We start from the raw sequence: 21,980 nt of genomic DNA on the forward strand, positions 1-21,980 counted from the left end.
TGCTCACCTGCGACAAAATTTGATAGATGATATAATTGGTTCTATACGTTAAATTTAACATAAAAGGATGAATATAATTTGAACAATTTATTTTTTGATTTAGACGGAACAATTATTAATTCTGAACCAGGGATTATGAAAAGTTTGAAGTATATGTACAATAATACATTAGGATATGTACCACACGATGACGACACATTGCGAAAGTTCATTGGGCCAACGCTTGGTGCATCGTTTGAAAAGTACGATGGAATAGGGTTAGATGACCCTAAGGCTAGAGAAATGTTCAACACTTTCAAAGAATACTATGCTGTAGATGGATGGGAACAATTCAAAGTCTACGATGGTGTAAAGGAAATGTTGATGAATCTAAGTGGTGATGGTAAACAAGTATTTATCGCCACTTCAAAGCCAGAAACATTCGCCAAGAAAATTATTGATCAAATAGGCATGAAGCCATACGTAAGACACGTTTTCGGGGCAAGTGATGACGAAGAAACTCGCACACTTAAAGAAGACGTGATAGCATATGGTATTAAGAAAACATCGATAAATTTGAATTCCGATAATCTAGTTATGGTTGGGGACCGTAGCAGTGACATTGTAGGGGCGCACAAGAACAATCTTAAAGCCATTGGGGTAACTTACGGCTTTGGTACACGAGAAGAACTTGATGAAGCATCTTCTGAATGGATTGTTAACAAACCGCAAGACATTGTAAAATTAGCTATGGAGAAGTAATTAATCATGAGTAAATCGTTATCATATAATCGTCATGGATTCACCTTAGTCTTATTATCTCTTTGTTTGATGATAATCGTCTTTTTAGGGATAACACTGTCTACTGTCTTTAATCGAGATTATGTCAAAAAAGTTGTGACTAGTGATACAAATGTCTCTTTGATACGTAGTTATACGAATCAAAAGTTGGGACGTTTGGTTAATAGTTATTCAGAAGTTGGTAATTTATCAGCGACTGACATGTCGGAATCAGACATAAAAAAGATTATAGATGCTGCAGTCGATGATGTATATGATGACGACACCAATCTGACTATTGGGGATGTTATCCTCGAAACGATCGGTGATAATCTCAAGAAAACAGCTAAAAAAAATAACCTAGATATCGATAGTGAAATCGACTCTTCAGTCGACGCGAACAAAGGAATCATGAATCAGATCATTGATGACGATATCGGGCCGATCGAGAGTATGTTGACACAGTTACAAGCTTTGAAGAAAACTATCAAGATAATAATAATTATATCAGGTGTGGTTTTTGTTTTGCTAGCATTACGATTGTGGTCCAAAGTCGATTCTACTATGATCTTCTTTCACCACTTAGGTACAATCGGTATAATCACTTCAATCCTACTGGGACTTCTATTAGCGGGAACTTATTACCCTCTACAAGACTTGATTGCGAGCAATATTGAGTACAATATTCGCGATGTTTTGTATAATATTCTCAACGGTATATTCCTAAGCTACATATCAATCGTGTTCATGTTATTCATTGTGAGCATGGTCGATTGGGGAAGTACTGGAAAATCCAAATATAGATAGGCAGAGGTGCATACAATGAAAATTGAACTTACAAATGAAGCAAAAAACAAATTACAAGCATATGTTGATAATGGCAAGAAGATCATCTTAGATCTTGATGATGGTTACGGTCGTTTCTCCGGTGAAGGTGATTGTGCTTTGATTACTAAGTTTAGAATTATCGCAGTAGATGCCAATGAGAATTTATCTGATTATCCTATAACCCTAGATAGCGAAGTTGGTAAGATTTATTACAAGAAGAGTGCTGAAGATTTCCTTGATGATGGCTTGAAGCTTGAAGTAAATCCTAAGACTCAATTATTAGTATTCAAGAATACAAAAGAAATTATCGATAGTAGCGTTAATATTATCGATTATGACACTGTTAAAGCTAACGCTTAATTAGTTTTAATTGATGGAAGCCCTTTGTGGCTTCTTTTTTTTCGAGATTTTTTGAATAGCGTATAGAACACATTTTCTTTGTTTATCTCTATTTCTCTTGTTTGCTTCGCAAACGCGATACAAAACACAATTTCTTCCGCTTAATTTAAAAGAGGCTGATATTTGCTTGCGCAAATATCAACCTCTTTTAGATTAATGCTCGGAAATTCCCGTGTTTTGTATCGCTCTACTTCAAATCATCGACATCGGTCAATGAAGCTAAATTATCTTGTTTAGTAACAGCGGTCTTATCAACTGATACGTTGAACCAATTTACGAATCCATGATCAAACTCTACAACTTTGAATTTGAAGTTATTCATAGTTAATTCGAAGTCTGGTCCTATGTTTGGATATTTCTCGATAATATAACCACCGATAGTTATGATATCTGATTCTTGGAATTCAGGGATATCTGCTCTGAAATATCTCTCAAAGTCATAAAGGGTAGTTTTACCAGAAACGTTGTAACTGTTATCTGCATTTTTGACGATGTACTCATCTGAGACATCATCGATCTCATCTTTAACAGTCCCGAACAATTCCTCATAGATATCTTTATCAGTGACAATACCACTAGTACCACCGTATTCGTCGACAACGACGACGATTGGTGTTTGTTTCTTGATCATTTTGGATAAGATATCTTGGATAGGCATAGTTTCAGGAACGGTATTAACAGATCTCAAGATACGACTGATACCAATCTCACCATCAACTTGGTTTTGGCGAACTATATCATATGCATAGACGTAACCTAATACCTTATCCTTATCATTGTCAGCAACAACAGGGAATCTTGAGAAGCCTTGTTGTAAGTAATCCTTCAAGACATCTTTGACATTATCAGTTATATCAACAACATACAGACTAGTACGATCGACCATGATATCTTTTGCTACCTTATCGTTCAATTCAAAGGCACGTTGCATGAAGACAACATCGTTTTGATCCATATCGCCACCTTGAACGGCAGATTTAGAAAGACGAAGAATCTCTGATTGTGAGAAAATCTCGTTTTCAGAATCAGCTGGCTTCAATCCCATCAACTTGACGATTCCAGAAGCTGATGAATTCAATAACCAGACGAATGGATAAACAGATAGATGGAAGATACGCATTGGTGTTACTGTTAACATCAACATCTTCAACGGCATATCGATCGAAACGTTCTTTGGCACGATTTCAGTAAGAACAACCTCTAGATATGTTAGAAGTAAAACACCAACGACTGAGCCGATAGCATGAAGACCACCAGATCCATTAGATAGATGAATCAAACCGAAGAAGTCGATCAATAGATATTCGATCGTACTTTCACCGATCCAACCTAATATAATACCAGCGATACTAGTACCTACTTGAGTTGTTGATAGATATTCATTCAGGTTATTGACCATCATTAATGCACGTTTTAATTTCTTAGGATTTCCTTCACCCTTAGAAATAGCATCCTCTAGTTGACTAGGTCTAGTTTGTATCAAGGCAAACTCGGCAGCAACGAAGAAGAAGGCAAAGATGAAAGTAATCAGAATTATGATTAAATTAGTTGTTATAGTGGAACTAGACAATATATCATTTCCCCTTTTCTGTAGTAAGAAGAATTATACACCTAAAGTGGTACAATCTATGATTAGTATAACAATAATTACAACAAAATATACTGATTGCAATTATATCAGTACGTTAAGTGTGATTTGGTGGTTGAAAGTCTGGCACTTTATTTTTATAATTAGGGTAATAGAGATATATCGGGGGAAATACATTTGAGTAAAGCAAAGAGCAGCAAATTTTTAACTCCTGCGAAAGCAGCAGAAGATTTAGGAATCAGCGTGGCAACATTACGCAAATATTCATTGATCGTGGAACACACAACAAAAGACTCTGACTACTTCGAACGTAACAGTCAGAATAATCGTTTGTACACTTCTAAGAATATAGAAGATTTCAAGCAAATGGTAGAATTAGGCCACAGACCAAAGATGACCCTAGATTCTGCTGCCAAACAAATATTCCCAGCAGCTGATGTAGAAGAAGAGACTACCGAAGTAAAGGACGAAAAAGTCGAAGAATTAAAAACGACAATTTCAACCTTAAAAGCCGAAGCCAAAAAGTCAGAAGAAACAATCGATGATTTGAAAAAGAAATTGGCAGATGCTATAGAAGAAAAAGATAGCCTACAGAGTCAATTTGATAGATTTAGAGAAGAAAGCAAGAATAAAGAAGATTCTGTTATTAAAGAAAAAGTTAACGAACAAGTCCAAGAAGAGCATGATAGTAGTAAGGGACATTGGTGGAATAGGTTTGTGAAGTAAGAGAGAAAAAAAGACCGGGAGTTCCTGAGCACTGCCTAGGATAAGGAAGGTGCCACAAAGTGGCGCATTTCTTATCCGTAGCAGGCGCAGGGAACTGGTCTTTTTTTCTCGTTTCAAAACAGAGAGTTAAAGAATCCGGGTAGATTCTGAGCACTGCCTAGGATAAGGAAGGTGCCACAAAGTGGCGCATTTCTTATCCGTAGCAGGCACAGGAATCTGGATTCTTTAACTCGTTTCAGACTAGAGAACTGCTGAATCCCATCAGTGCGCAGGAATCTGGATTCTTTAACTCGTTTCCGCCACAAAAGCACCTACCCAAAAACCAAGTAACTTTTCTCCTACCCAAAACACGAACTATCCCGTATACTATTTAGTGGTAAAAAGAATCTAGGAGGAAATATTTTGAAATTAGCAATGATTGGGCTTGGCAAGATGGGGATCAACTTGACCGAGAATTTAATTAGAAACAACAATGAAGTTGTAGCATATGATTTGTCTAAAGATGCAAAAGCAGATGCTGTAAAGCTTGGTGCAAAAGTAGCCGATTCTTTAGAAGAAGTAATTAATAACCTAGATACACCACGTATTGTTTGGGTGATGCTTCCAGCTGGTAATCCAACTAACTCAACTGTTGATACTTTAAGTGAATTGCTAGATCAAAATGATATTGTTATTGATGGAGGGAATTCATTTTATGAAGATTCTCTAAAACATAACGAGATCCTCAAGAACAAAGGAATCAAGTTCTTTGATGTTGGTACATCCGGTGGAATGGACGGAGCCAATCATGATGGTAACTTTATGATTGGTGGGGATGATGAGAAATTATTCAGTTACATCGAACCAATCTTTGAAGGAATTGCACAGACCGATGGATATTTATACACAGGTAAAGCCGGAAGTGGCCATTACTTGAAGATGGTCCATAACGGTATCGAATATGGGATGATGCAGGCAATTGCCGAAGGATTCGACGTATTAACACATAGCCAATTTGAGTACGATAACGAAGCAGTTGCCAAAGTGTGGTCTAACGGTTCAGTTATCCGTGGATGGTTGATGGAATTAGCACAATCAGCATTTTCAAAAGATTCTAATCTAGAAGAAATCAAAGGTGTAATGCATTCATCAGGTGAAGGAAAGTGGACACTTGAAGAAGCATTGAAATTACAAGTACCAACACCAGTTATAGCAGCATCGTTAATGATGAGATATCGTTCATTAGAAGACGATACCATGACAGGAAAAGTTGTATCCGCCCTTAGAAATGAGTTCGGTGGACATGATGTGGATAAGAAATAAAAGCAGAGAGTAAAAAGCCCCGGGAGATTCTGAGCACTGCCTAGAGTAACTAATGTAGCGCGAAGCGATGCAATAGTTACTCGTAGCAGGCACAGGAATCTGGGGCTTTTTACTCGTTTCAAAAAACAGAGAGCTACAAAGACCGGGAGTTCCTGAGCACTGCCTAGACTCAGTAATACATCGCAAAGCGATGTGTTGCTGAGTCGTAGCAGGCGCAGGGAACTGGTCTTTGTAGCTCGTTTCGGATAAAAAGAGTAACCCAAGTAGCAGACGCAAGAAACTGGTCTTCATATCAAGTCACAGATAAAAGAGCAATCCAACCCCAGATACCAAACAATATAGTAAAAAACCACAACCTCATATGCTATCCTATAAGGATTGAGGTGTAAAAATGACAAAATCAAAATCCTTCATAATTATTTTTATCGGAGCATTTATAGGAAGTAATCTTCGATATGGAGAAAGTCTGTTATTCAAGACAAGTAGTGGTTTTCCCTATGGAACATTGGTGGCAAATCTAAGTGGTGCCTTAATCCTGCCATTTCTTATCCACTATCTTCAAGACAGATTTCACCTTTCAGCAAACGTGATTTTGGCATTGAGCACCGGATTATTGGGTTCATACACAACCTTTTCCACATTTACCGCTGATGCATATCGGTTATATCAGATGCAGAATTGGATAATGTTAATAACTTACTTAACAATTACCATAACCGGTGGATTTATCTGTGCATTGATCGGTAATTATTTGGCCGCAGGTAGTGCCTTTGTGGATTATTCTGAAAGGGGTAAATAATAATTGTCGATATTTTTAGTTGGATTTGGTGCTGGAATAGGGGCCTTTTTTAGAAATGAGCTGACACATTTGTCACGCAAGATTACAGTTGATTTCCCAGTTATAACATTGTTGATAAATATTTTTGGAGCATTTGCTTTAGGAATATTCACGGCTCATATCAATGGATCATTATTATTATTTCTTGGAACAGGCTTTTGCGGTGGTTTTACTACGTACGGCACAATGAATATGGAGCTCAGCCAATTGTGGTTCCAAAAGAAGTTTGTCAGATGTTTCTTATATTTTGCATTAACTTATATTATTGGTATATTAGGGTTTATAGTAGGTATTAACTTGTAGTTAACAATTAATTTTTTTCAAAGAAGGTAAATAATGGAAGAAAAAGAAATCTGGAACGAGAGTGATCGTCCTAACCTTATTAATTCAACCAAGTTATATTTTCAAGATATGTTCGTAGGCGCTAAGCGAATGAGTCGTGCCGATTATTGGTGGGGATTATTTGGAATAACCTTAGTATCCGCAGTAGTAATGGGACTTTTTGCTTGGTTAGTAACAGTTATGCCGATAAATGACTTTTATTGGAGCGCCGTTTGGTCAATTGCCTTGGTGATGACATGTGGATATTATCTTATATCGATTTGGACAGCCTCAATAAGACGACTTCATGATCGTAATATGCGAGCTTGGTGGATGTTTTCATATGTTTTGCCAGTTATAGGTGAAGTTATGATGATTGTACTAATGTGTTTACCGCAACAAAATGATAATAATAATTGGGCAAAATTTGTGGAGGTTGATTGAGATGTTTAAAAAGAACAAGGAGAATCAGCGCTTTGAGGTACATTCAGAGGAATATATTGGACAGCACGGTCTTAGTATAATTACAGATAAGACAACAGGAGTGCAATATATATCTGATATTACCGGTATGGGATCGGGTATGACTGTACTTGTGGATAAAGATGGTAAGCCACTCTTGAATAAAGAGACTTGATTTGAAACACAATTTATTGTGTTAATGTTCAGAGATGAAGTGCCCCAAGAAGGTTAGATAAAAAATCTAACTTTCTTGGGGCACTTTTGAAATTACTGTATTTTTTAGCGCTCTATTTACCACCAAAGTTTAATCAATGCTTGTGTACCATCATTACCAAGATCTTTTTCATCGACTAACTTTTCATACAAAGCTTTGGCTTGTTTGGTAGCTGGTAGATCTAATCCCATTTTTTCACTTTCATCTAGAGCTATTCGTAAATCTTTAAGGAAGTGTTTGGAATAAAAGCCTGGTTTGAAATCTCCCTTTAAAACTCTTGGTCCATAATTATCTAGACTCCAATTATTGGCACTTCCACCACTAACTGTTTTCAAAACTGATTCCATGTCTAGTCCGGCAGCTTTGGCATAGACGAACATTTCGGACATACCTGTCATTGTTCCGGCAATCATTATTTGATTTGCCATTTTTGCATGTTGACCAGAGCCGTATGAACCGAAGTAGTGGTTAGTTTGACCTATTATTTCAAATAATGGTACCAATTCATCGAAGGCTTCTTTAGAACCACCAACCATGATTGTTAACTTACCATCACGAGCACCAACATCTCCACCAGATACTGGTGCATCAAGTGTTTTTACACCTAATTTTTCAGCTTTTTCACCGATTTCTTTTGCAAGCGTTGGCGTACTAGTAGTCATATCAACGATTATCTTACCAGATGTTAAACCGGCAAAAACACCGTTATCCTTGAAGTATACGTCTTTGACATCTTGTGGAAAACCTACCATTGAGAAGATAATATCTGAATTTTCAGCGACAATTTTAGGACTAGCAAACCATTTAGCACCCTCTTTTAAAAGAGGTTCTGCCTTTGATTCTGTACGAGTATAGATGTTGACAGGATAGTTCGCCTTGAGTAGATTGTTGATTATTCCAGTACCCATTACTCCAGTACCTATGAAGCCTAATGTTTTCATAAAAAAACCTCCAAAATTGTATTAATATCTTTAGTATACACTCTTGTAAATATTGATAGGTTTTTGGCAACCTGTGAGATATAATCAGGACTGAATGGCAAAATATTGCCAAATATAAAGAGGGGTGATTTCATGGAATTCATCAAAAATTATTATAAGAGCATATTGGCCGCGTTGTTCTATGGGGTCACTTCAGCGATGGGGATTCAGCTGTTCTTACAGCCGTCTAAGATATATACCAGTGGTGTAATGGGTGCCTCACAGTTGGTAGTCAACTTGTTGGAGCAATTTGCCCATATCAACACACAAGTATACATCTGGTATTTTATTTTCAATATTCCCTTAGTAGTAGTTTCTTGGCTCAAACTTGGCAAGAAATTCACTATATTATCAATGATCGCTATCATATCAGCTTCGGTGTTCATCCTTTTCATTCCACTACATCCAATAACTAACGATCCTATGTTGGCTTCAGTATTTGGTGGAGTAATGACAGGAGTTGGAATTGGTATTTGTTTTAGAAACGGATTTTCAACAGGTGGCACAGATGTTATCGCGTTGATTGTCCAAAAAAGTACCGGACGAACCGTTGGTCAAGTCAGTTTTGCTGTCAATGCGATGATAGTCATTGTTGCCGGAATAGTATTTGGCTGGGAATTAGCACTATACACAATGGTGTCAATCTATATTTCCAATGTATTGGTTGATAAGATGTACATTCAGCAACAAAAAGTTACCGTGGTAGTTTATTCACATTATATTGATAAAATTTCCAAAGAGTTATTACAAACAATCAATCGTGGAATAACACTAGATTACAATCTGACCGGAGCATATTCCGGCGAACCAATCGGATCCATGACAATGGTACTTACCAAGTACGAATTGTTCTTCGTCAAAAAGTCAGTGTTGAAGATTGATCCAAATGCCTTTATAAATATTCAACCTACCGTTGAGATTAAAGGAAACTTTAACGACAATTAAGATCAAGAGCGCTACTAAACACGGGAATTTCCGAGCATTAACACAAAAAATGACGGCCAACACGAAAGTGTTGACCGCCATTTTTAGCGTTAAGCGGAAGAAATTGTGTTTAGTAGCGCGTTTCAGCAAGTTTGAGAAGAAAAAGAAGTAAAACACAAATCTTTTAGAATCTAAAAAAGTAAGATAAGAAGAAATTGTGTTTAGTAGCGCGTTTCAGCAAGTTTACAACAACCTACTTAAATGCACTATCAATATCAACATCACCGCTGATAATTGAATATTCCTTCTTGATAGTATTAGGGTTAGTAATAATTGTAGCGATTGACTTAGCAACGTCAATTCTTGGAATTGAGCCACCTTTTTCAGGGTCAAGGACTTCAATCTTACCAATGGAATCATCATTAGTTAAAGTTCCTGGGTGAATGATCGTGTAGTCCAAGTTACTCCCACGCAGATGCTCGTCAGCGTAATGTTTGGCAATCATGTAAGGTCTGATTCCAGAGGCTTCCCACTTACTACGGTCATCACTGAAGATTGAACTTACCATGACATAACGCTTGATACCAATAGCTTCGGCCGCAATCATTGTCTTGATTGCACCATCAAGGTCGATCTCCATAGTTATATCATATCCAGCGCCACCAGCACCGGCAGAGAATACGATAACGTCTGCACCAGATTCTTTGATAGAGTTGCCAATGTCGTCAAGTGAAGCATTGAGGTCGATGAATTGTGTCTCCATATTATTAGCTTGGTAGGCATCTATTTGTTCTTGATTACGCAAACCGGCAACAAATTCGATGTTGTTTGATTGTAATTCGCCAGTTAGAAGATGTCCCACTTTACCATGGGCACCAATTATTAGTACTTTCATGTATAAAATTCCTCCTTTTGATATGGTACTGTTATAAGTAACCATAACAATATTAATTATAATTTGCTACTGATATGTATTGGTCCGTAGATTATCAGTAAGTTAGGGAGGGTATAAGTTGAAAGTATTAGGAATACTAGCGGCTCATCAAGAACATGGAATAAACGCCAAGTTGTTGAGTGCTGTGTTGGAAAACGTTGATTCCGGGGTTGAAACTGAAACAATCTTTCTTGAAGATTATGATATTACCCCACACAAATATCATGAGAAAAATGAAGTCCTTGATGAGTTATCAGCCAAGTTAGCTGAAAGTGACGTCTGGGTATTTGCGGCACCAACTTATTGGCGTGAATTATCAGGAGTATTAAAGAACTTTTTCGATTGTATGCGTCCCAAGTTCGTTTATTTCAAAGAAAATGGCGATACGATCCCCGGAAAATTTAAAGATAAACACTACCTGAGCATCTCATCGTGTTACGTATCCACCTTAGAGAACTTCGTTACAGGAGTAACTGATGATACGTTCAAGACGATCGACCGCGTCATGTCAGCTGCAGGAGTTATCAAGACAGGCGAGATAGTATTGCCAGGAACCTTTGGTATGAAAGAAGTACCAGAAAGTAAATTAAAGTTGTGTGCAAAATATGGCCACAAGATTTCTCAAAAGAAACGAAAGGATGATTCTACCGTGAAGAGATATATTCAGCTATTTTTTATGATTGCTATAATGGCATTGATTACAATGGGCATACAGTTACCATTGAAACAAGTAATGCCAAGTAACTTTTGGACAGATTATGTGAGCTTTACCATTATTTTCTTCGTGTTGTTAGGTTCAATATTGCATTTTGTTACATTTGTTAAACACCGAAGAAGATAGAGCGCAATTATACACGGGAATTTCCGAGCATTAACACAAAAAATGACGGCCAACACGAAAGTGTTGACCGCCATTTTTAGCGTTAAGCGGAAGAAATTGTGTATAATTGCGCGTTTGCAAAAGCAAGTTTGAGGGAACAACCAAGTAAAGCACAACTATTTAAAGACTATATAAAAGAAAAGAAATTGTGTATAATCACGCGCTTACAAGGAAAGTCTGAGGGAACAAGTAATCTAATTCATCTGATCAACTTGGTCCAAAACCTTATCATAATTAGGTTCAGTAGCTTGTACCTTAAGAATTTCTGAATAAAGAACTTGTTTATTTGTATCCACAAACCAGACAGAACGTGCTAGAATACCTAAATCGGGAATAAATAACTTGGATTTTTCACCAAAGTCATGATTAGTGTCTGAGAGCATTTTCATGTTCTTAACATTCTCTGCAGCACACCAATTTGATTGTTCTTCAATGGTATTCTTTGAGATCGTAACAAAGTTGATCTCTGTATGACCATCGATCTCTTGATTAAAGTGCTTTGTTTGAAGACTACAGATACGTGTATCAATATCTGGGACGACACTGATCAATAGCGGTTTGTCCAACAAACTATCTAATGTAATACTCTTGTTATCTTTATCTAGTACTGTGAAGTCAGGAAACTTCTCACCCACGCTGACAGGAGTGCCAATAGTAGAAACTGCTTTGCCTTTAAAATCTAAATCCATAAAAGTTCACACCTTTCCGAAAAAATACTGTTAATAATCTAATTATAGTTTAAAATGGATTGAAGTCCTAAAAATAAGATTGAAGGGTATACTGTTTTGGGGAAGAATTTAATATATAAAAGAAGATCAATTCGTTCATTTGATGACGAAGAAGTATCTGATAGTTTAATAGAAGAAATAATCAAAGATGCCAGTCACGCACCGTCATGGCAAAATGCACAGCCATGGCATGTTTACGTCGCTAAAGATGGCGTTTTGGATCGAATTAAAGCTGAATATAAGAACGCAAAGAAGAACAACTTACCAAGTAATACAGATATCACCACACCACATCGTGATAATAGGTCTGATTTGTCGATGAAAAACATCGAAGAGTGGGGTGATTCAGTTAAAGAAGCACTTGGAGACCAGGGCACTGATTTACCTGAATTCCAAGAAGCTAGAGCTGACTTGTTCCATGCACCAGCTGTTGCCTACTTGACAGCCAAAAAGAACGCCAGTGAGTTTACGATTTATGATATTGGTTCTTTTGGTCAAACTTTGATGTTGTCAGCTACAAGTTGGGGAATTGGGACTATTCCAGCATATGCGTTGGTGACTTATCCTGATATCTTGAAAAAAGAATTGTTGATACCTGATGACGAAGAGGTTGTTATTGGTATTGCGATGGGATATCCAGACGATAGTAAGCTGAATTGTATCAAAACAACTCGTACAGATGTAGATAATATATTGGATATAAGAAAATAGTCGGTCGGGATTTTTCCCAATCGACTATTTTTTACTCTAACATTTTCTTAATAACGGGTATTTTGCCCATTTCACCAATCTTGTCACCAGATACGACGACGGTATTAGTAGGTGAATTAGCTAGTTCCTTGAAAGCTTCGATACTTTGGTTCTCAAAATATCCAGACTTTGCTTGGTTCAGGATCTCATTCATCTGTGTAATACGATAACTTTCGGCATCAGCACGCGTGCGTGTTGCTTTGGCTTGTGCATCTGCGGTAGCAATTAAGGCTTCATTTTTGGCTTTAGTAGTAAGTTCGATACTCTTAGCTTCACCTTCGGCTTTAGCAATCGCAGCGACACGTTCACGGTCAGCCTTAAGTTGCTTATCCATAGAGTCTTGAATTGATGTAGATGGTTTCAATTCATCAATATTGATACGGTCAACATTGACGCCATATGTATTTGTTAAATCACCAATGGCAGCAGCCAATTCTTGGTTGATCTTAGAAGTAGAACCCAATGCTTCATTCAAATCCATACGACCAATTATGTCACGAAGATGTCCACGAACAAGCTGTGACATTGATTCAACTGAATCAGTATTCTCATACTTGTACTTAACAGCGTCAGTTGTGTGATAGTTAAGTGTCAAACTAGCACGAACTTCGGCGTTATCCTTAGTAATAATGGAATAATCAGGTAGTCTTAACGGATTCATTGCAAGACTGACTGAATATATTCTCTCTATTATAGGTATATAGAAATGGAGACCTGCTTCGACACTGTGGTGATATTTCCCCAATAGCTCCACAAGGCCTTTATGATTTTGATGAACGATTTTTATCCCAAACATTGTATTCAACCTATCCTTTTTTTATTATTTGACTTGTTGAAGGGTGAGGATGTTGCCTGTTGCGCCAAGAATTGTGTATAAACCCGTAGGATCAACTTGTGTGGAGTCGGCTATTATGTAGCGATAATAGATACCGCTGACGTTGACTAATCCACTTTCTGTTAATATGTCGCTCCCTTTTATTGTCTGTCCTACAAATTGCCGATTCTCGAAGGTAGTTTCTTTTGTGTTATTTTGTAAAAGATGCACAATATACTTATTAACACTTCGGTTATCAGCTTCAGCTCTTTTTGCAACTTTTTGGTAGAGATCCTCATCCAAGCGAAGTAAGAATTTTTTATCTGCCATAACTATATGATATCACTTTGATATAATTAGTGTTAATAAAATATATTAATTGAGGAAGAAAAGATGCACTTAATTGGGAAAAAGGTAATTATTAGAAATTTTGAGGAGGGGGATTTTGATTCCTTCTATGTATTAGTGAAGAATAAGGCCAACCATGATTTGTCAGGTATGGAATATACGACAGATATTAATGAAGCAAAGAAGATATTCTATAGATATATGGAAACCCCTGGTTCATATTGCATAGCACTCAAGGAGAGTTCTTTAATGGTAGGAATTATTGAACTCAACGAAAGAGGGATGAGTGGTGAATTACAAAAGACCAGAGAAGTCGGCTTTATAATAGAAGGAAAGTATCGACGTCTTGGTCTAGCTAGTGAAGCTATTGAGTTGATAATTAAGTATGGATTTGAACGATTAGGATTGATAGAGTTGTGGGCATCGGCTGAAGAGGACAACATTGCTCCGCAAAAACTACTTGTCAAACATAATTTCAAATATATTTATGAAGTAAATCAAGCTTTAAACTTCCTTGGTGGGGATGACAAGATCCTCAGGTATTACCTGCTGAAAGGCTAGGTTCACTTCTTGTAAGAATTTCTTAATAAATACGAACTTGTAGAAAGAATATACATGCTAACATAGTAATCGGTAAAGAGATAATAGACTTATTTTTAATGAGAGGTTTTTCAATATGAAAAAAAGACAAAGAACCAGAAAAAGTCTCAAATTGAAAAAGCGAATAGTCGGTTATTTTGCAATTGCCGTAATTGTTCTGGGAGTTGTCGGTGGTTTCAGTGTTAATCATGTTATTGCTGAATCAACTAACAACTCTAATGGATCAATCGCACGTTCTGAAGCCGTTGTAGCTAATACAGATGGTCTCAGTGGTGCTGATGGTTCTAACGCCAACGTTCTTTTGTCAGATGACAACACCGGTAATAATACCGGAGCCACTGTAAAAGATACAAGTAATGTTACTCCATCAGTTAACGTCAATAATATGTCATCTTATCCGCAAACGGGAGATGCGCATGAGTATGGATATATTATCATGGGCTTTTCAATTTTGATTGGTCTGTTCGCTTTTTATACGAAGAAGATCCGCATTTTTGCCACTGATTAAGGATTACAAGAAAGTTCAGATTTTGAAAAATCACTTTACGAAATGTGAAGCGTATTGAAAATAAAATCTGATAATATAGTAATCGTAATCAAGAAGAAGTAAAAAAAAAATAATTTTCTTATATCAGGGAGGATATAAACACCTCAATTGTCAAATCAAGTGCAACACTAAGAATCTATTCTTAGAAGTGGTCTAGTTGCTAAGCTAGTTCAGGCATTAGATCGGCTGGGCAACGATAGTTTAATGACCGCCGCAGCCGGTTGTTTAAGGTATCCTGAGCCAGCTGAATATCAATGAGTGAGGCCAAAACCAAGGATCTACCCTTCGGGAAGAACTCGCGCAAAAGGCCGTTAGTGTTCTCATTGGTTCCGCGTTCCCATGGTGAATAAGGATGGGCAAAGTAGATGTCCGTTCCCGCCACTTGGCTCAAGCTTGAGAACTCGGCACCGTTATCAAAAGTAATGGTTTTAAAGTACTCAGTTCCATAGTCATATAAGGTGTTCTGGAGGGCTTTCAAGCAAGTGTCGGCATGATAATTGGGAAGTTTAACGATGATTTCTAAACGACTAACACGTTCAGTCAAAGTCATTAATGCTGGCTCAGATTCAACTCGTTTACCTTTGACCAAGTCACCTTCCCAGTGTCCAAGCTCTTGACGTGCTTGAACCACAGTGGGACGCTCTTCGATTGAATGGCCCAGATTCTTCTTATTGATTCGGTGATGCTTTGTTCCGGGACGTTTGACTCGGCGACGGAGTTTAGCTGGTAGGTCTGAATTACGGATAGTTAAACGCTGGTCATCAATGTATCGATACACCGTCGGTGTTGAGGGACAGACAACTCCTGGGTAATTAGTCTTGAATTGGTGAACAAAAGTATCCACACTATGCATTCTGGGGCGAGCTTTTAAAGCTGTAACCAAAGCATTACAGAAGGTTTGACAGTGATCAAAGAGTCCACGATAACAGCTGTTTAGCCGGTGCTTACGATAAACTGCTTCGCCAGTTTCCGCCAGATATGACTGTTCGAAGATACGAGTATTAGCGTTAATCTGTGTTGTTGTCCCCCGTCTTAATTCACGCGAAATCGTACTGGGATTACGATGAAGAGCCTTGGCAATCCGGCGGATGGACCAATCTAAGCCCCTTAGGGCTTCAATTCGACCACGTTCAGCTAAATTGAGTTGGTGATACTGATTAGATATGATATTCTTAATTCGGGTCATGAAGATACCTCTTTCTTGTTTGTGGTGAATTAAGAATAGGTCTTCATGGCCTTTTTGACTAGTCTGAATAAAGAACTGGTCTAGTAGAGCAGGTGTTGCACTTCAATTTTAAATCGAGGGAGGATATAAACATGAAATTATCAAAAAACGTTTTAGTAGGTAGCTTAGCTACAACAGGTATGATTCTAGGAATGGTTGCTCCAGCAACTACAGCATTTGCTGCTACAACATCAGGTCTTGTAGGTTCAGACAATAAAGTTACTCCAACTACAGATTTGAAAGAAGGACAAGATGCCGGAGTACTTGGCGGCAAGGATTCAGATCTTGCAATCGCTTATGATGCTGGTGATGGTTCTACTGTTGGTTCAGCAACAGCAACATCAAATGCTAACGTAACAGTTGTATCAGGTATCTTAACACTTGACGCTGTTCCAGACTTTGGATTTGGTTCAGGTGCTTCAGGTACAACTGTTAACTTAAAGTCAAACGCAGCAACTGGTGACGGTGTTGATGGTAACAATGAAGGTTTGCTACAAGTTACAGAATCACGTAGCCAAACTCCTGGATTTACATTAAGTGCTCAATTAGGTGCATTCAAGGATGCAACTACTTCAGATGCTGTTACAACAACAAGTGCATTTAACCTTAACCTTCCTAAGCAAGGATTAGTTAATGCTAAGGGTGAAAATATTGGTAAAGTTGGTGACCAATATACAACAGGTAATGTAGTAAGTACAGGTAATGATACTAGTAAAACTAATATAGATGGTGCAGCTACAGATGTTATGGACGTAAGTGGTGACTATACTACTGGTCCTATCTCAGCATCATATAAAGATGCCAATAGTGCTTCATTAGATATTGCTAACGGTATCGGTGATGGTACTGCTCCTGGTACTGCACAATCACTTAAATCAGAAATCACATGGACATTAACTGCAAAACCTTCAACAAATGCAGCAACACCAAAAGCTTAATTACTAGCTCAATCGGTAGTTAAAAATAATGTTAATTAAACCACTACTTGACGATAGTAGTGGTTTTTATTTTCAAAAAATGGCATTATTATAAGTGATGTAATCGTTTATATTTCAGGAGGGAAATAATGAATAAAACAAAGAAAAGAATATCTGTATTAATGATTGCAATCCTTTCGTTAATGTTTGGACTTTCTTTTAATACCGTATCAACAAAAGCGGCAACTTCAGGTGATTATGCACTTAAAGTCGCAGGTGATGATACTGATAACGTTAATATTGATCAAGGTAATTATCAGATTACTGGTAAACCTGGCGATGAGACTGAGGTCAAACTTGGAGTCTTGAATAAAGCCAAGAGTAAGAGAAAGTTCTATGTAAGTGTTAATTCTGCTTACACATCTAATCAAGGTTCAGTTTCATTTGATAAAGCAAAAGTGTCAGACCCTAATCTAAAAATACAGACTGGTAGTTTATTTACTCCCAAGAATGCTGTGTTTTCAGTTCCTGGTGGTACAATGGCTACACTTACATTCAAGATGAAGATACCTGAAAAGCAATACAAAGGTACTTTAATGGGTGCCTTCACGGTTAGTCCTTATAAGGAAAAGGCTAAAGGAACCGTTTCGTCAAATGGTACATTAATTAAAAATAAGTTTAGTTATTCTATTCCTATTCAAGTTCATCAGACTACTAGTTCTAATCAAGATGTGAAATTTGCTGTAGCAACAGTTAAGCCAGCACAAGTTTCACAAAGTGGTGGTCCTAAGCCGGGGGTTGTAGCTAAATTAGCTAATTTAAATAATGCATATATTAGTGAATTGAATACTAAAGCAATTGTTACTAAGAAAGATGATAAGTCATTTAAGATTACTGACAATAAGAGTGGCCAAGCATTGGCCCCAACATCAAGATATGATTACTCTATTTCTTGGGGTAGTAAGGCTCTTAAAGCAGGTAGTTATCATCTTAAACTTAAGCTGAAGACAAAAGATGGTATTAGATCTTGGGAAATAAACAAGGACTTTACAATCACGAATTCAGACGCTGCTAAGTACAATAAGCTAGCCGGTATCAAACCTAACTATCTATGGCTATATATCCTATTAGGAGTTCTTGCATTAGCAATTATTCTAGGATTAGGTATTTACCTTGGTAGAAGGAACAATAATAAGGGTGACAACAGTGGCAACAACAAGCCTAATAACCGTCGTCGTCGTTAATATTTGTTAATAAAAAAATAAATTAAGCTGTTCCAAGACTTGGAGCAGCTTTTTTAGTATTATCATAGGTAGAGATAATACTAATGGGGTTTTGATATGAATAAAAAATGGATTTATTGGTTTATAATGACTACTTTTTTAATAATTGGATTCTTTAACGCATCTACAACTACTTTCGCAGATGTTGATGGTGTTACTGTCACACCATTAGTAGGTGACTCAGACGTGACTGATAGATTTCAAATTATCAGTAAAGATGGTGGAGAAAGAGACATCAAGATCTCGATAAGTAACTTTGGGATTAGGAAGCTATACCTAAAGGTAGTTCCAACTAACGCTACAACGTCCGCAGATGGCAAAATGGTCTACACTGATAATGTCAAAACCGGCCAATTCGGACTACAAGCTTCATTTGGATCTATGACAAAGGAACAAAAGGTCACACTCAAGCCTAATCAAACTAAGGATTTAACTTTTAAAGTTAAGATTCCTGATAAGAAGATAAAGGGTCTAATTATGGGTGGTTTCAATATTTATGACACGACAAGACCAAGTGGTGGATCGTCTTCGGTACCAGTCTGGATAACAGAGGACAATAAATCCGTTGGTGGAATTTTGAAACTATACGATTTGTCATTGGGAGTACAGCACAGTCAGCCGTTCATATATGTTAACCTACAAAATACACAACCCGGAATTATGAAGAAGGTAATTGTGCATATGAAGGTCAAACGTGAAAGTTGGTTGGATCGGTTCAATCTAGGACCTAACGCTATGATTGCTGACTTGACTTATCCAAAGGTTGCACCTAATTCAAAGGTGCCAATTGAGTTCAATCAGAATCAAACACCGATCAAAGCAGGGACTTACAAGGTAAGTGGTGTCGCAAGAAGTGGTAAGGCGGTCTGGAACTTTAAGAAGACCTATACCATAACTGAGAAACAGGCCAATGATATAAACAAGCGTTGTAAGAACCTTGTATATGACAAGACCGTTACATATGTTTTAATTGTGTTAGTACTTGTTTCACTAATCTTCCTTATTTTCTGGGGACTATGGCGTCAGAATAGGAGTTAAAAGCATGAAAAAATTATTAATATTCTTATCAACTGTGGTGTTGCTTTTGGTGGGTGTTTTATTACCTACTAAAGTAGACGCCGCAACTGATAAATCATATTCAGTTCAAGCAATATTACCTGATAATCAGGTCGACAAAAACGAATCTTACTTTGATTTGAAAGTTGAACCTAATCAGGAACAGACATTAAAAATTATGATCATTAATACTGGTGCAAAACCAATCAAGGTATCCGCTGAAGTTAATAACGCTTATACAGCTGACTCCGGAGTTATTGGTTATGACAAAGAGAATGTTAAATTATATAAAGGGCAGAATCCGTCACTTACATCATTGCTAAATGGCAAGCAAAAGACCTCTGTCAACTTGAAAGTAGGACAAGCTAAAACTGTATCGTTCAAGGTCAAATCACCTACAGAGGAGTACACAGGGATTATTTTGGGTGGTGTGACAACAACAGCCAATGTTAGTCCTACCAAATCTAAGAATATTAATATTAAGAACCAAGTTCGTTATGTCAAAGGTGTAGTGTTACGTTCAAAAGACGACGGAGTCTTACTTAACATGCATATGACTAACGCTTACCCTAAGTCTGTAGCAGGTAACTCAGGTATTGCGTATACTTTGGACAATACTGCTCCAATCAACTTAAATGAGGCAACGCTAAAAGCTAAAATAACTCATTATGGAAAAGTTAAGAATTACAGTGCTAAGAATCTACAGATTGCACCAAATTCTAAATTCAATTATTTTATACCGATCAAGGACTTGAGTGCTGGTAAGTATAAAACTAAAATTACGATTTCTAGCAAAGGATATAAGAAGTCATTTACACGTACGATTACGGTAAGTAAACGTTCTGTGGATGATATCGAGAGTCAACAAAATGTTGTTCAAGAGCATCACACTAATCAATGGATAATTATCATTGTCGGTATTGTTGTCTTGGTATTTGTTGTTCTTTGGATGTACTTGTATTACTCACAAAGAAATAAAGCCACTGGTTCTCACGGTAAAAAGAAGAAAGTTCGTAAATAATTAGACAAAAAAAATAGACCGTAAGGTCTATTTTTTTGCTTTCTTAGCGTCACGTGCTTTTAGTTTGTTCACATAAACTGAGTTCAATCTGACTAACAGCCAGATATAATCAGTTCTGGAAGCAGTTATATTCCAAGATACAACTTGCATGTTATCAGGATAGAGTTCCATCTCTTCATCTCTAGGTAAGACATCTAGAGTCGTTATTAAGACGTCGACGTTGCTGTATTGATCACTAGGAACTACATCGATGAATTCCAAAGTTCTAATATTTCTCAAGACGACCTCTTCGGTAGGGTTTCCGGGATCAACTAGGACTTTGACATGAATATAATCTTCTTTACGGATAGTATTTATGTAGCTAGGTAATATCTGATATAGGTCATAAGCGATAGCTTCAGCCGCATTTTTGACACCTTTGTATTCTTCCTCATCGACACCTGAGAAAAATGTCAATATATCTTGATAGAGGGATGAGAAGTGCTTGGTATCTTCTGGATCTTTGTCATAATAGTTACCTTTGACGATTCCATCATTGGCCATTATGTAATAGAAGATGATGTCTCGTGAAACGTAGGTCATGATATCTTTTAGTACTTTTTGATTATGATAGACTGTCATGTCATCTCGATAGTGTTCTTTTAAGAAATCTATAAAGTGATAAACCAAAGCATAAAACTTAGGATTGATCCTAACGTCAAAGTTCATTGGTTCCTTATAAATCTCGGCACTAGTTTGGAAGACCATTTTGTGGAATAAGTTGATCAGTTTGTTCTCGTTATCTAGAGCATTAGTGGGGACGATGGAGTAGTCTTCACGACGTAAAACATCAGAGCCTAGCTTTTGATTATTGAAGACATCGTCATAAGTGTCCATGTTGTTAATATAATTACGTTTAATCAGTCTAATCCTTGAAATGGCGAGGAAATATTCGAACTGAATATAAGTGATAGGGTTACTAAAGGTCTTGTCAGAACGGTCGATAATGCCGTCTATGGAGTCTTGTTGAATAAGTCGAAATGGCCATTCTTGACCATGGTAGATATACCAATAGACAAAGTATGCCATCCAACGAATGTTTTTTTCATCGCCCTTTATTTCCAGCGTCGAATTAGAAATTTTCAATCCGAAGTGTTTAAGGAATGTTCTAAAGGCAGACATTCTTCTATTAAGAGTCGACTTACTAGTAAAATGTTCATTACTAAATGCTTCAAAAGATGGGTTAGCGTTAGTTAAGCCATAATTAAAAGCTTGGAAGACGATGGAATTTTGAACTAGATACAATCTATAGGTATCGATGGCAATCATCGAGAAGTCGATTGATTCTATTTTTGTGGCTTTAGGATCCATTGTCGGCACGACTTCCATGATATCTTCTAATAATGCTTGGAAGATATTGTAAGTCTTCTGATATGTAAAGCTCATTCTATTACTGATATTACTAAGATTGAGCTCTTGAGGCGGTAAGGCTTTGATAACAGAAAGCATTCGATATTTTTCAACATCTTGTTTAACTAAGAAAACTTGCTCCAACAT

General features: G+C 37.2%; 26 protein-coding genes. 18 read left to right on the top strand and 8 right to left on the bottom strand.

What is annotated here, in order from left to right:
- Positions 1 to 78: 78 nt before the first annotated feature.
- Genes BTM29_RS05305 through BTM29_RS05315 form a run of 3 tightly spaced genes read left to right on the top strand, consistent with a single transcriptional unit; the run spans position 79 to position 1,947 of the window.
- Positions 79 to 741, top strand: a complete 663-nt coding sequence (locus tag BTM29_RS05305) for an HAD hydrolase-like protein (protein WP_076614515.1) — start codon at positions 79 to 81, stop codon at positions 739 to 741.
- A gap of 6 nt (positions 742 to 747) precedes the next feature.
- On the top strand, positions 748 to 1,566 hold the full coding sequence (locus tag BTM29_RS05310) for a hypothetical protein (protein ID WP_076614516.1): 819 nt from the start codon (positions 748 to 750) through the stop codon (positions 1,564 to 1,566).
- A gap of 15 nt (positions 1,567 to 1,581) precedes the next feature.
- The gene (locus BTM29_RS05315; protein WP_076614517.1) at positions 1,582 to 1,947 is read left to right on the top strand and encodes an iron-sulfur cluster biosynthesis family protein; all 366 of its coding nucleotides are present in this window, start codon (positions 1,582 to 1,584) and stop codon (positions 1,945 to 1,947) included.
- Between the two features lie 226 nt (positions 1,948 to 2,173).
- Here BTM29_RS05315 and BTM29_RS05320 read toward each other — a convergent pair whose 3' ends face one another.
- On the bottom strand, positions 2,174 to 3,556 hold the full coding sequence (locus BTM29_RS05320) for a hemolysin family protein (protein WP_076614518.1): 1,383 nt from the start codon (positions 3,554 to 3,556) through the stop codon (positions 2,174 to 2,176).
- A gap of 195 nt (positions 3,557 to 3,751) precedes the next feature.
- Between BTM29_RS05320 and BTM29_RS05325 the strand changes: the two genes are divergently transcribed.
- From BTM29_RS05325 to BTM29_RS05350, 6 genes are all read left to right on the top strand, one after another.
- Positions 3,752 to 4,300, top strand: coding sequence for a MerR family transcriptional regulator (locus BTM29_RS05325; protein ID WP_076614519.1), 549 nt, complete (start codon positions 3,752 to 3,754; stop codon positions 4,298 to 4,300).
- Positions 4,301 to 4,702: 402 nt separating this feature from the next.
- Complete coding sequence (gene gnd, locus BTM29_RS05330; RefSeq protein WP_076614520.1) at positions 4,703 to 5,602, top strand: phosphogluconate dehydrogenase (NAD(+)-dependent, decarboxylating); 900 nt, start codon at positions 4,703 to 4,705, stop codon at positions 5,600 to 5,602.
- Positions 5,603 to 5,993: 391 nt separating this feature from the next.
- Positions 5,994 to 6,401 carry a fluoride efflux transporter FluC gene (locus BTM29_RS05335; protein ID WP_076614521.1) on the top strand — a complete coding sequence of 136 codons (408 nt, stop codon included), beginning with the start codon at positions 5,994 to 5,996 and terminating at the stop codon, positions 6,399 to 6,401.
- A gap of 3 nt (positions 6,402 to 6,404) precedes the next feature.
- Positions 6,405 to 6,743 (top strand): fluoride efflux transporter FluC, encoded by a 339-nt coding sequence (locus BTM29_RS05340; protein WP_076614522.1) that lies wholly within the window; start codon positions 6,405 to 6,407, stop codon positions 6,741 to 6,743.
- Between the two features lie 33 nt (positions 6,744 to 6,776).
- A complete protein-coding gene (locus BTM29_RS05345) occupies positions 6,777 to 7,205 on the top strand; it encodes a DUF805 domain-containing protein (RefSeq protein WP_076614523.1) in 429 nt (142 codons plus the stop codon).
- Between the two features lies 1 nt (position 7,206).
- Positions 7,207 to 7,398 carry a DUF6440 family protein gene (locus BTM29_RS05350; RefSeq protein WP_076614524.1) on the top strand — a complete coding sequence of 64 codons (192 nt, stop codon included), beginning with the start codon at positions 7,207 to 7,209 and terminating at the stop codon, positions 7,396 to 7,398.
- 116 nt (positions 7,399 to 7,514) lie between these two features.
- Here BTM29_RS05350 and BTM29_RS05355 read toward each other — a convergent pair whose 3' ends face one another.
- The gene (locus BTM29_RS05355) at positions 7,515 to 8,378 is read right to left on the bottom strand and encodes an NAD(P)-dependent oxidoreductase (RefSeq protein ID WP_076614525.1); all 864 of its coding nucleotides are present in this window, start codon (positions 8,376 to 8,378) and stop codon (positions 7,515 to 7,517) included.
- 132 nt (positions 8,379 to 8,510) lie between these two features.
- Between BTM29_RS05355 and BTM29_RS05360 the strand changes: the two genes are divergently transcribed.
- Positions 8,511 to 9,362, top strand: coding sequence for a YitT family protein (locus BTM29_RS05360; RefSeq protein ID WP_076614526.1), 852 nt, complete (start codon positions 8,511 to 8,513; stop codon positions 9,360 to 9,362).
- A 232-nt stretch (positions 9,363 to 9,594) separates the two neighbouring features.
- On the opposite strand, the gene BTM29_RS05365 is transcribed toward BTM29_RS05360, so the two are convergent.
- A complete protein-coding gene (locus BTM29_RS05365) occupies positions 9,595 to 10,236 on the bottom strand; it encodes an SDR family oxidoreductase (protein ID WP_076614527.1) in 642 nt (213 codons plus the stop codon).
- A 118-nt stretch (positions 10,237 to 10,354) separates the two neighbouring features.
- Between BTM29_RS05365 and BTM29_RS05370 the strand changes: the two genes are divergently transcribed.
- On the top strand, positions 10,355 to 11,116 hold the full coding sequence (locus tag BTM29_RS05370; protein ID WP_076614528.1) for a flavodoxin family protein: 762 nt from the start codon (positions 10,355 to 10,357) through the stop codon (positions 11,114 to 11,116).
- A gap of 233 nt (positions 11,117 to 11,349) precedes the next feature.
- Here the strand turns inward: BTM29_RS05370 and tpx are convergent, their stop codons facing one another.
- Positions 11,350 to 11,844, bottom strand: a complete 495-nt coding sequence (tpx, locus tag BTM29_RS05375; protein WP_076614529.1) for a thiol peroxidase — start codon at positions 11,842 to 11,844, stop codon at positions 11,350 to 11,352.
- A 96-nt stretch (positions 11,845 to 11,940) separates the two neighbouring features.
- On the opposite strand from tpx, the gene BTM29_RS05380 reads away from it, so the two are divergent.
- Positions 11,941 to 12,594, top strand: coding sequence for a nitroreductase (locus BTM29_RS05380; RefSeq protein ID WP_076614530.1), 654 nt, complete (start codon positions 11,941 to 11,943; stop codon positions 12,592 to 12,594).
- A 31-nt stretch (positions 12,595 to 12,625) separates the two neighbouring features.
- Here BTM29_RS05380 and BTM29_RS05385 read toward each other — a convergent pair whose 3' ends face one another.
- Both BTM29_RS05385 and BTM29_RS05390 read right to left on the bottom strand, forming a co-directional pair.
- The gene (locus tag BTM29_RS05385) at positions 12,626 to 13,429 is read right to left on the bottom strand and encodes an SPFH domain-containing protein (protein WP_076614531.1); all 804 of its coding nucleotides are present in this window, start codon (positions 13,427 to 13,429) and stop codon (positions 12,626 to 12,628) included.
- 24 nt (positions 13,430 to 13,453) lie between these two features.
- Positions 13,454 to 13,777: a type II toxin-antitoxin system antitoxin gene (locus BTM29_RS05390; protein WP_076614532.1), complete on the bottom strand. Its 324-nt coding sequence runs from the start codon at positions 13,775 to 13,777 to the stop codon at positions 13,454 to 13,456.
- 63 nt (positions 13,778 to 13,840) lie between these two features.
- Between BTM29_RS05390 and BTM29_RS05395 the strand changes: the two genes are divergently transcribed.
- Positions 13,841 to 14,356: a GNAT family N-acetyltransferase gene (locus BTM29_RS05395; protein WP_076614533.1), complete on the top strand. Its 516-nt coding sequence runs from the start codon at positions 13,841 to 13,843 to the stop codon at positions 14,354 to 14,356.
- A gap of 115 nt (positions 14,357 to 14,471) precedes the next feature.
- A complete protein-coding gene (locus tag BTM29_RS05400; protein WP_076614534.1) occupies positions 14,472 to 14,903 on the top strand; it encodes an LPXTG cell wall anchor domain-containing protein in 432 nt (143 codons plus the stop codon).
- Between the two features lie 199 nt (positions 14,904 to 15,102).
- Here BTM29_RS05400 and BTM29_RS05405 read toward each other — a convergent pair whose 3' ends face one another.
- The gene (locus BTM29_RS05405; RefSeq protein ID WP_043023465.1) at positions 15,103 to 16,128 is read right to left on the bottom strand and encodes an IS30 family transposase; all 1,026 of its coding nucleotides are present in this window, start codon (positions 16,126 to 16,128) and stop codon (positions 15,103 to 15,105) included.
- Positions 16,129 to 16,259: 131 nt separating this feature from the next.
- Between BTM29_RS05405 and BTM29_RS05410 the strand changes: the two genes are divergently transcribed.
- The 4 genes from BTM29_RS05410 (at position 16,260) to BTM29_RS05425 (ending at position 20,444) form a co-directional block, all read left to right on the top strand.
- Complete coding sequence (locus BTM29_RS05410; RefSeq protein ID WP_076614535.1) at positions 16,260 to 17,105, top strand: WxL domain-containing protein; 846 nt, start codon at positions 16,260 to 16,262, stop codon at positions 17,103 to 17,105.
- Between the two features lie 128 nt (positions 17,106 to 17,233).
- A complete protein-coding gene (locus tag BTM29_RS05415) occupies positions 17,234 to 18,328 on the top strand; it encodes a DUF3324 domain-containing protein (RefSeq protein WP_076614536.1) in 1,095 nt (364 codons plus the stop codon).
- A 96-nt stretch (positions 18,329 to 18,424) separates the two neighbouring features.
- A complete protein-coding gene (locus BTM29_RS05420; protein ID WP_076614537.1) occupies positions 18,425 to 19,405 on the top strand; it encodes a WxL protein host-binding domain-containing protein in 981 nt (326 codons plus the stop codon).
- A gap of 4 nt (positions 19,406 to 19,409) precedes the next feature.
- Complete coding sequence (locus BTM29_RS05425) at positions 19,410 to 20,444, top strand: DUF916 domain-containing protein (protein WP_076614538.1); 1,035 nt, start codon at positions 19,410 to 19,412, stop codon at positions 20,442 to 20,444.
- A 27-nt stretch (positions 20,445 to 20,471) separates the two neighbouring features.
- Here BTM29_RS05425 and BTM29_RS05430 read toward each other — a convergent pair whose 3' ends face one another.
- Positions 20,472 to 21,980 carry a helix-turn-helix domain-containing protein gene (locus BTM29_RS05430; RefSeq protein WP_076614539.1) on the bottom strand — a complete coding sequence of 503 codons (1,509 nt, stop codon included), beginning with the start codon at positions 21,978 to 21,980 and terminating at the stop codon, positions 20,472 to 20,474.

Source organism: Companilactobacillus allii (assembly GCF_001971585.1).
Classification (GTDB): Bacteria; Bacillota; Bacilli; order Lactobacillales; family Lactobacillaceae; genus Companilactobacillus; species Companilactobacillus allii.

What these genes read in the sequence shown, in the direction of transcription:
- tpx (WP_076614529.1), bottom strand. Translation starts at nt 11,844, where the DNA reads ATGGATTTAGATTTTAAAGGCAAAGCAGTTTCTACTATTGGCACTCCT.
- BTM29_RS05420 (WP_076614537.1), top strand. Translation starts at nt 18,425, where the DNA reads ATGAATAAAAAATGGATTTATTGGTTTATAATGACTACTTTTTTAATA.
- BTM29_RS05430 (WP_076614539.1), bottom strand. Translation starts at nt 21,980, where the DNA reads ATGTTGGAGCAAGTTTTCTTAGTTAAACAAGATGTTGAAAAATATCGA.
- BTM29_RS05410 (WP_076614535.1), top strand. Translation starts at nt 16,260, where the DNA reads ATGAAATTATCAAAAAACGTTTTAGTAGGTAGCTTAGCTACAACAGGT.
- BTM29_RS05355 (WP_076614525.1), bottom strand. Translation starts at nt 8,378, where the DNA reads ATGAAAACATTAGGCTTCATAGGTACTGGAGTAATGGGTACTGGAATA.
- BTM29_RS05345 (WP_076614523.1), top strand. Translation starts at nt 6,777, where the DNA reads ATGGAAGAAAAAGAAATCTGGAACGAGAGTGATCGTCCTAACCTTATT.
- BTM29_RS05400 (WP_076614534.1), top strand. Translation starts at nt 14,472, where the DNA reads ATGAAAAAAAGACAAAGAACCAGAAAAAGTCTCAAATTGAAAAAGCGA.
- BTM29_RS05415 (WP_076614536.1), top strand. Translation starts at nt 17,234, where the DNA reads ATGAATAAAACAAAGAAAAGAATATCTGTATTAATGATTGCAATCCTT.
- BTM29_RS05310 (WP_076614516.1), top strand. Translation starts at nt 748, where the DNA reads ATGAGTAAATCGTTATCATATAATCGTCATGGATTCACCTTAGTCTTA.
- BTM29_RS05395 (WP_076614533.1), top strand. Translation starts at nt 13,841, where the DNA reads ATGCACTTAATTGGGAAAAAGGTAATTATTAGAAATTTTGAGGAGGGG.
- BTM29_RS05315 (WP_076614517.1), top strand. Translation starts at nt 1,582, where the DNA reads ATGAAAATTGAACTTACAAATGAAGCAAAAAACAAATTACAAGCATAT.
- BTM29_RS05405 (WP_043023465.1), bottom strand. Translation starts at nt 16,128, where the DNA reads ATGACCCGAATTAAGAATATCATATCTAATCAGTATCACCAACTCAAT.
- BTM29_RS05385 (WP_076614531.1), bottom strand. Translation starts at nt 13,429, where the DNA reads ATGTTTGGGATAAAAATCGTTCATCAAAATCATAAAGGCCTTGTGGAG.
- BTM29_RS05365 (WP_076614527.1), bottom strand. Translation starts at nt 10,236, where the DNA reads ATGAAAGTACTAATAATTGGTGCCCATGGTAAAGTGGGACATCTTCTA.
- BTM29_RS05390 (WP_076614532.1), bottom strand. Translation starts at nt 13,777, where the DNA reads ATGGCAGATAAAAAATTCTTACTTCGCTTGGATGAGGATCTCTACCAA.
- BTM29_RS05425 (WP_076614538.1), top strand. Translation starts at nt 19,410, where the DNA reads ATGAAAAAATTATTAATATTCTTATCAACTGTGGTGTTGCTTTTGGTG.
- BTM29_RS05360 (WP_076614526.1), top strand. Translation starts at nt 8,511, where the DNA reads ATGGAATTCATCAAAAATTATTATAAGAGCATATTGGCCGCGTTGTTC.
- BTM29_RS05335 (WP_076614521.1), top strand. Translation starts at nt 5,994, where the DNA reads ATGACAAAATCAAAATCCTTCATAATTATTTTTATCGGAGCATTTATA.
- BTM29_RS05350 (WP_076614524.1), top strand. Translation starts at nt 7,207, where the DNA reads ATGTTTAAAAAGAACAAGGAGAATCAGCGCTTTGAGGTACATTCAGAG.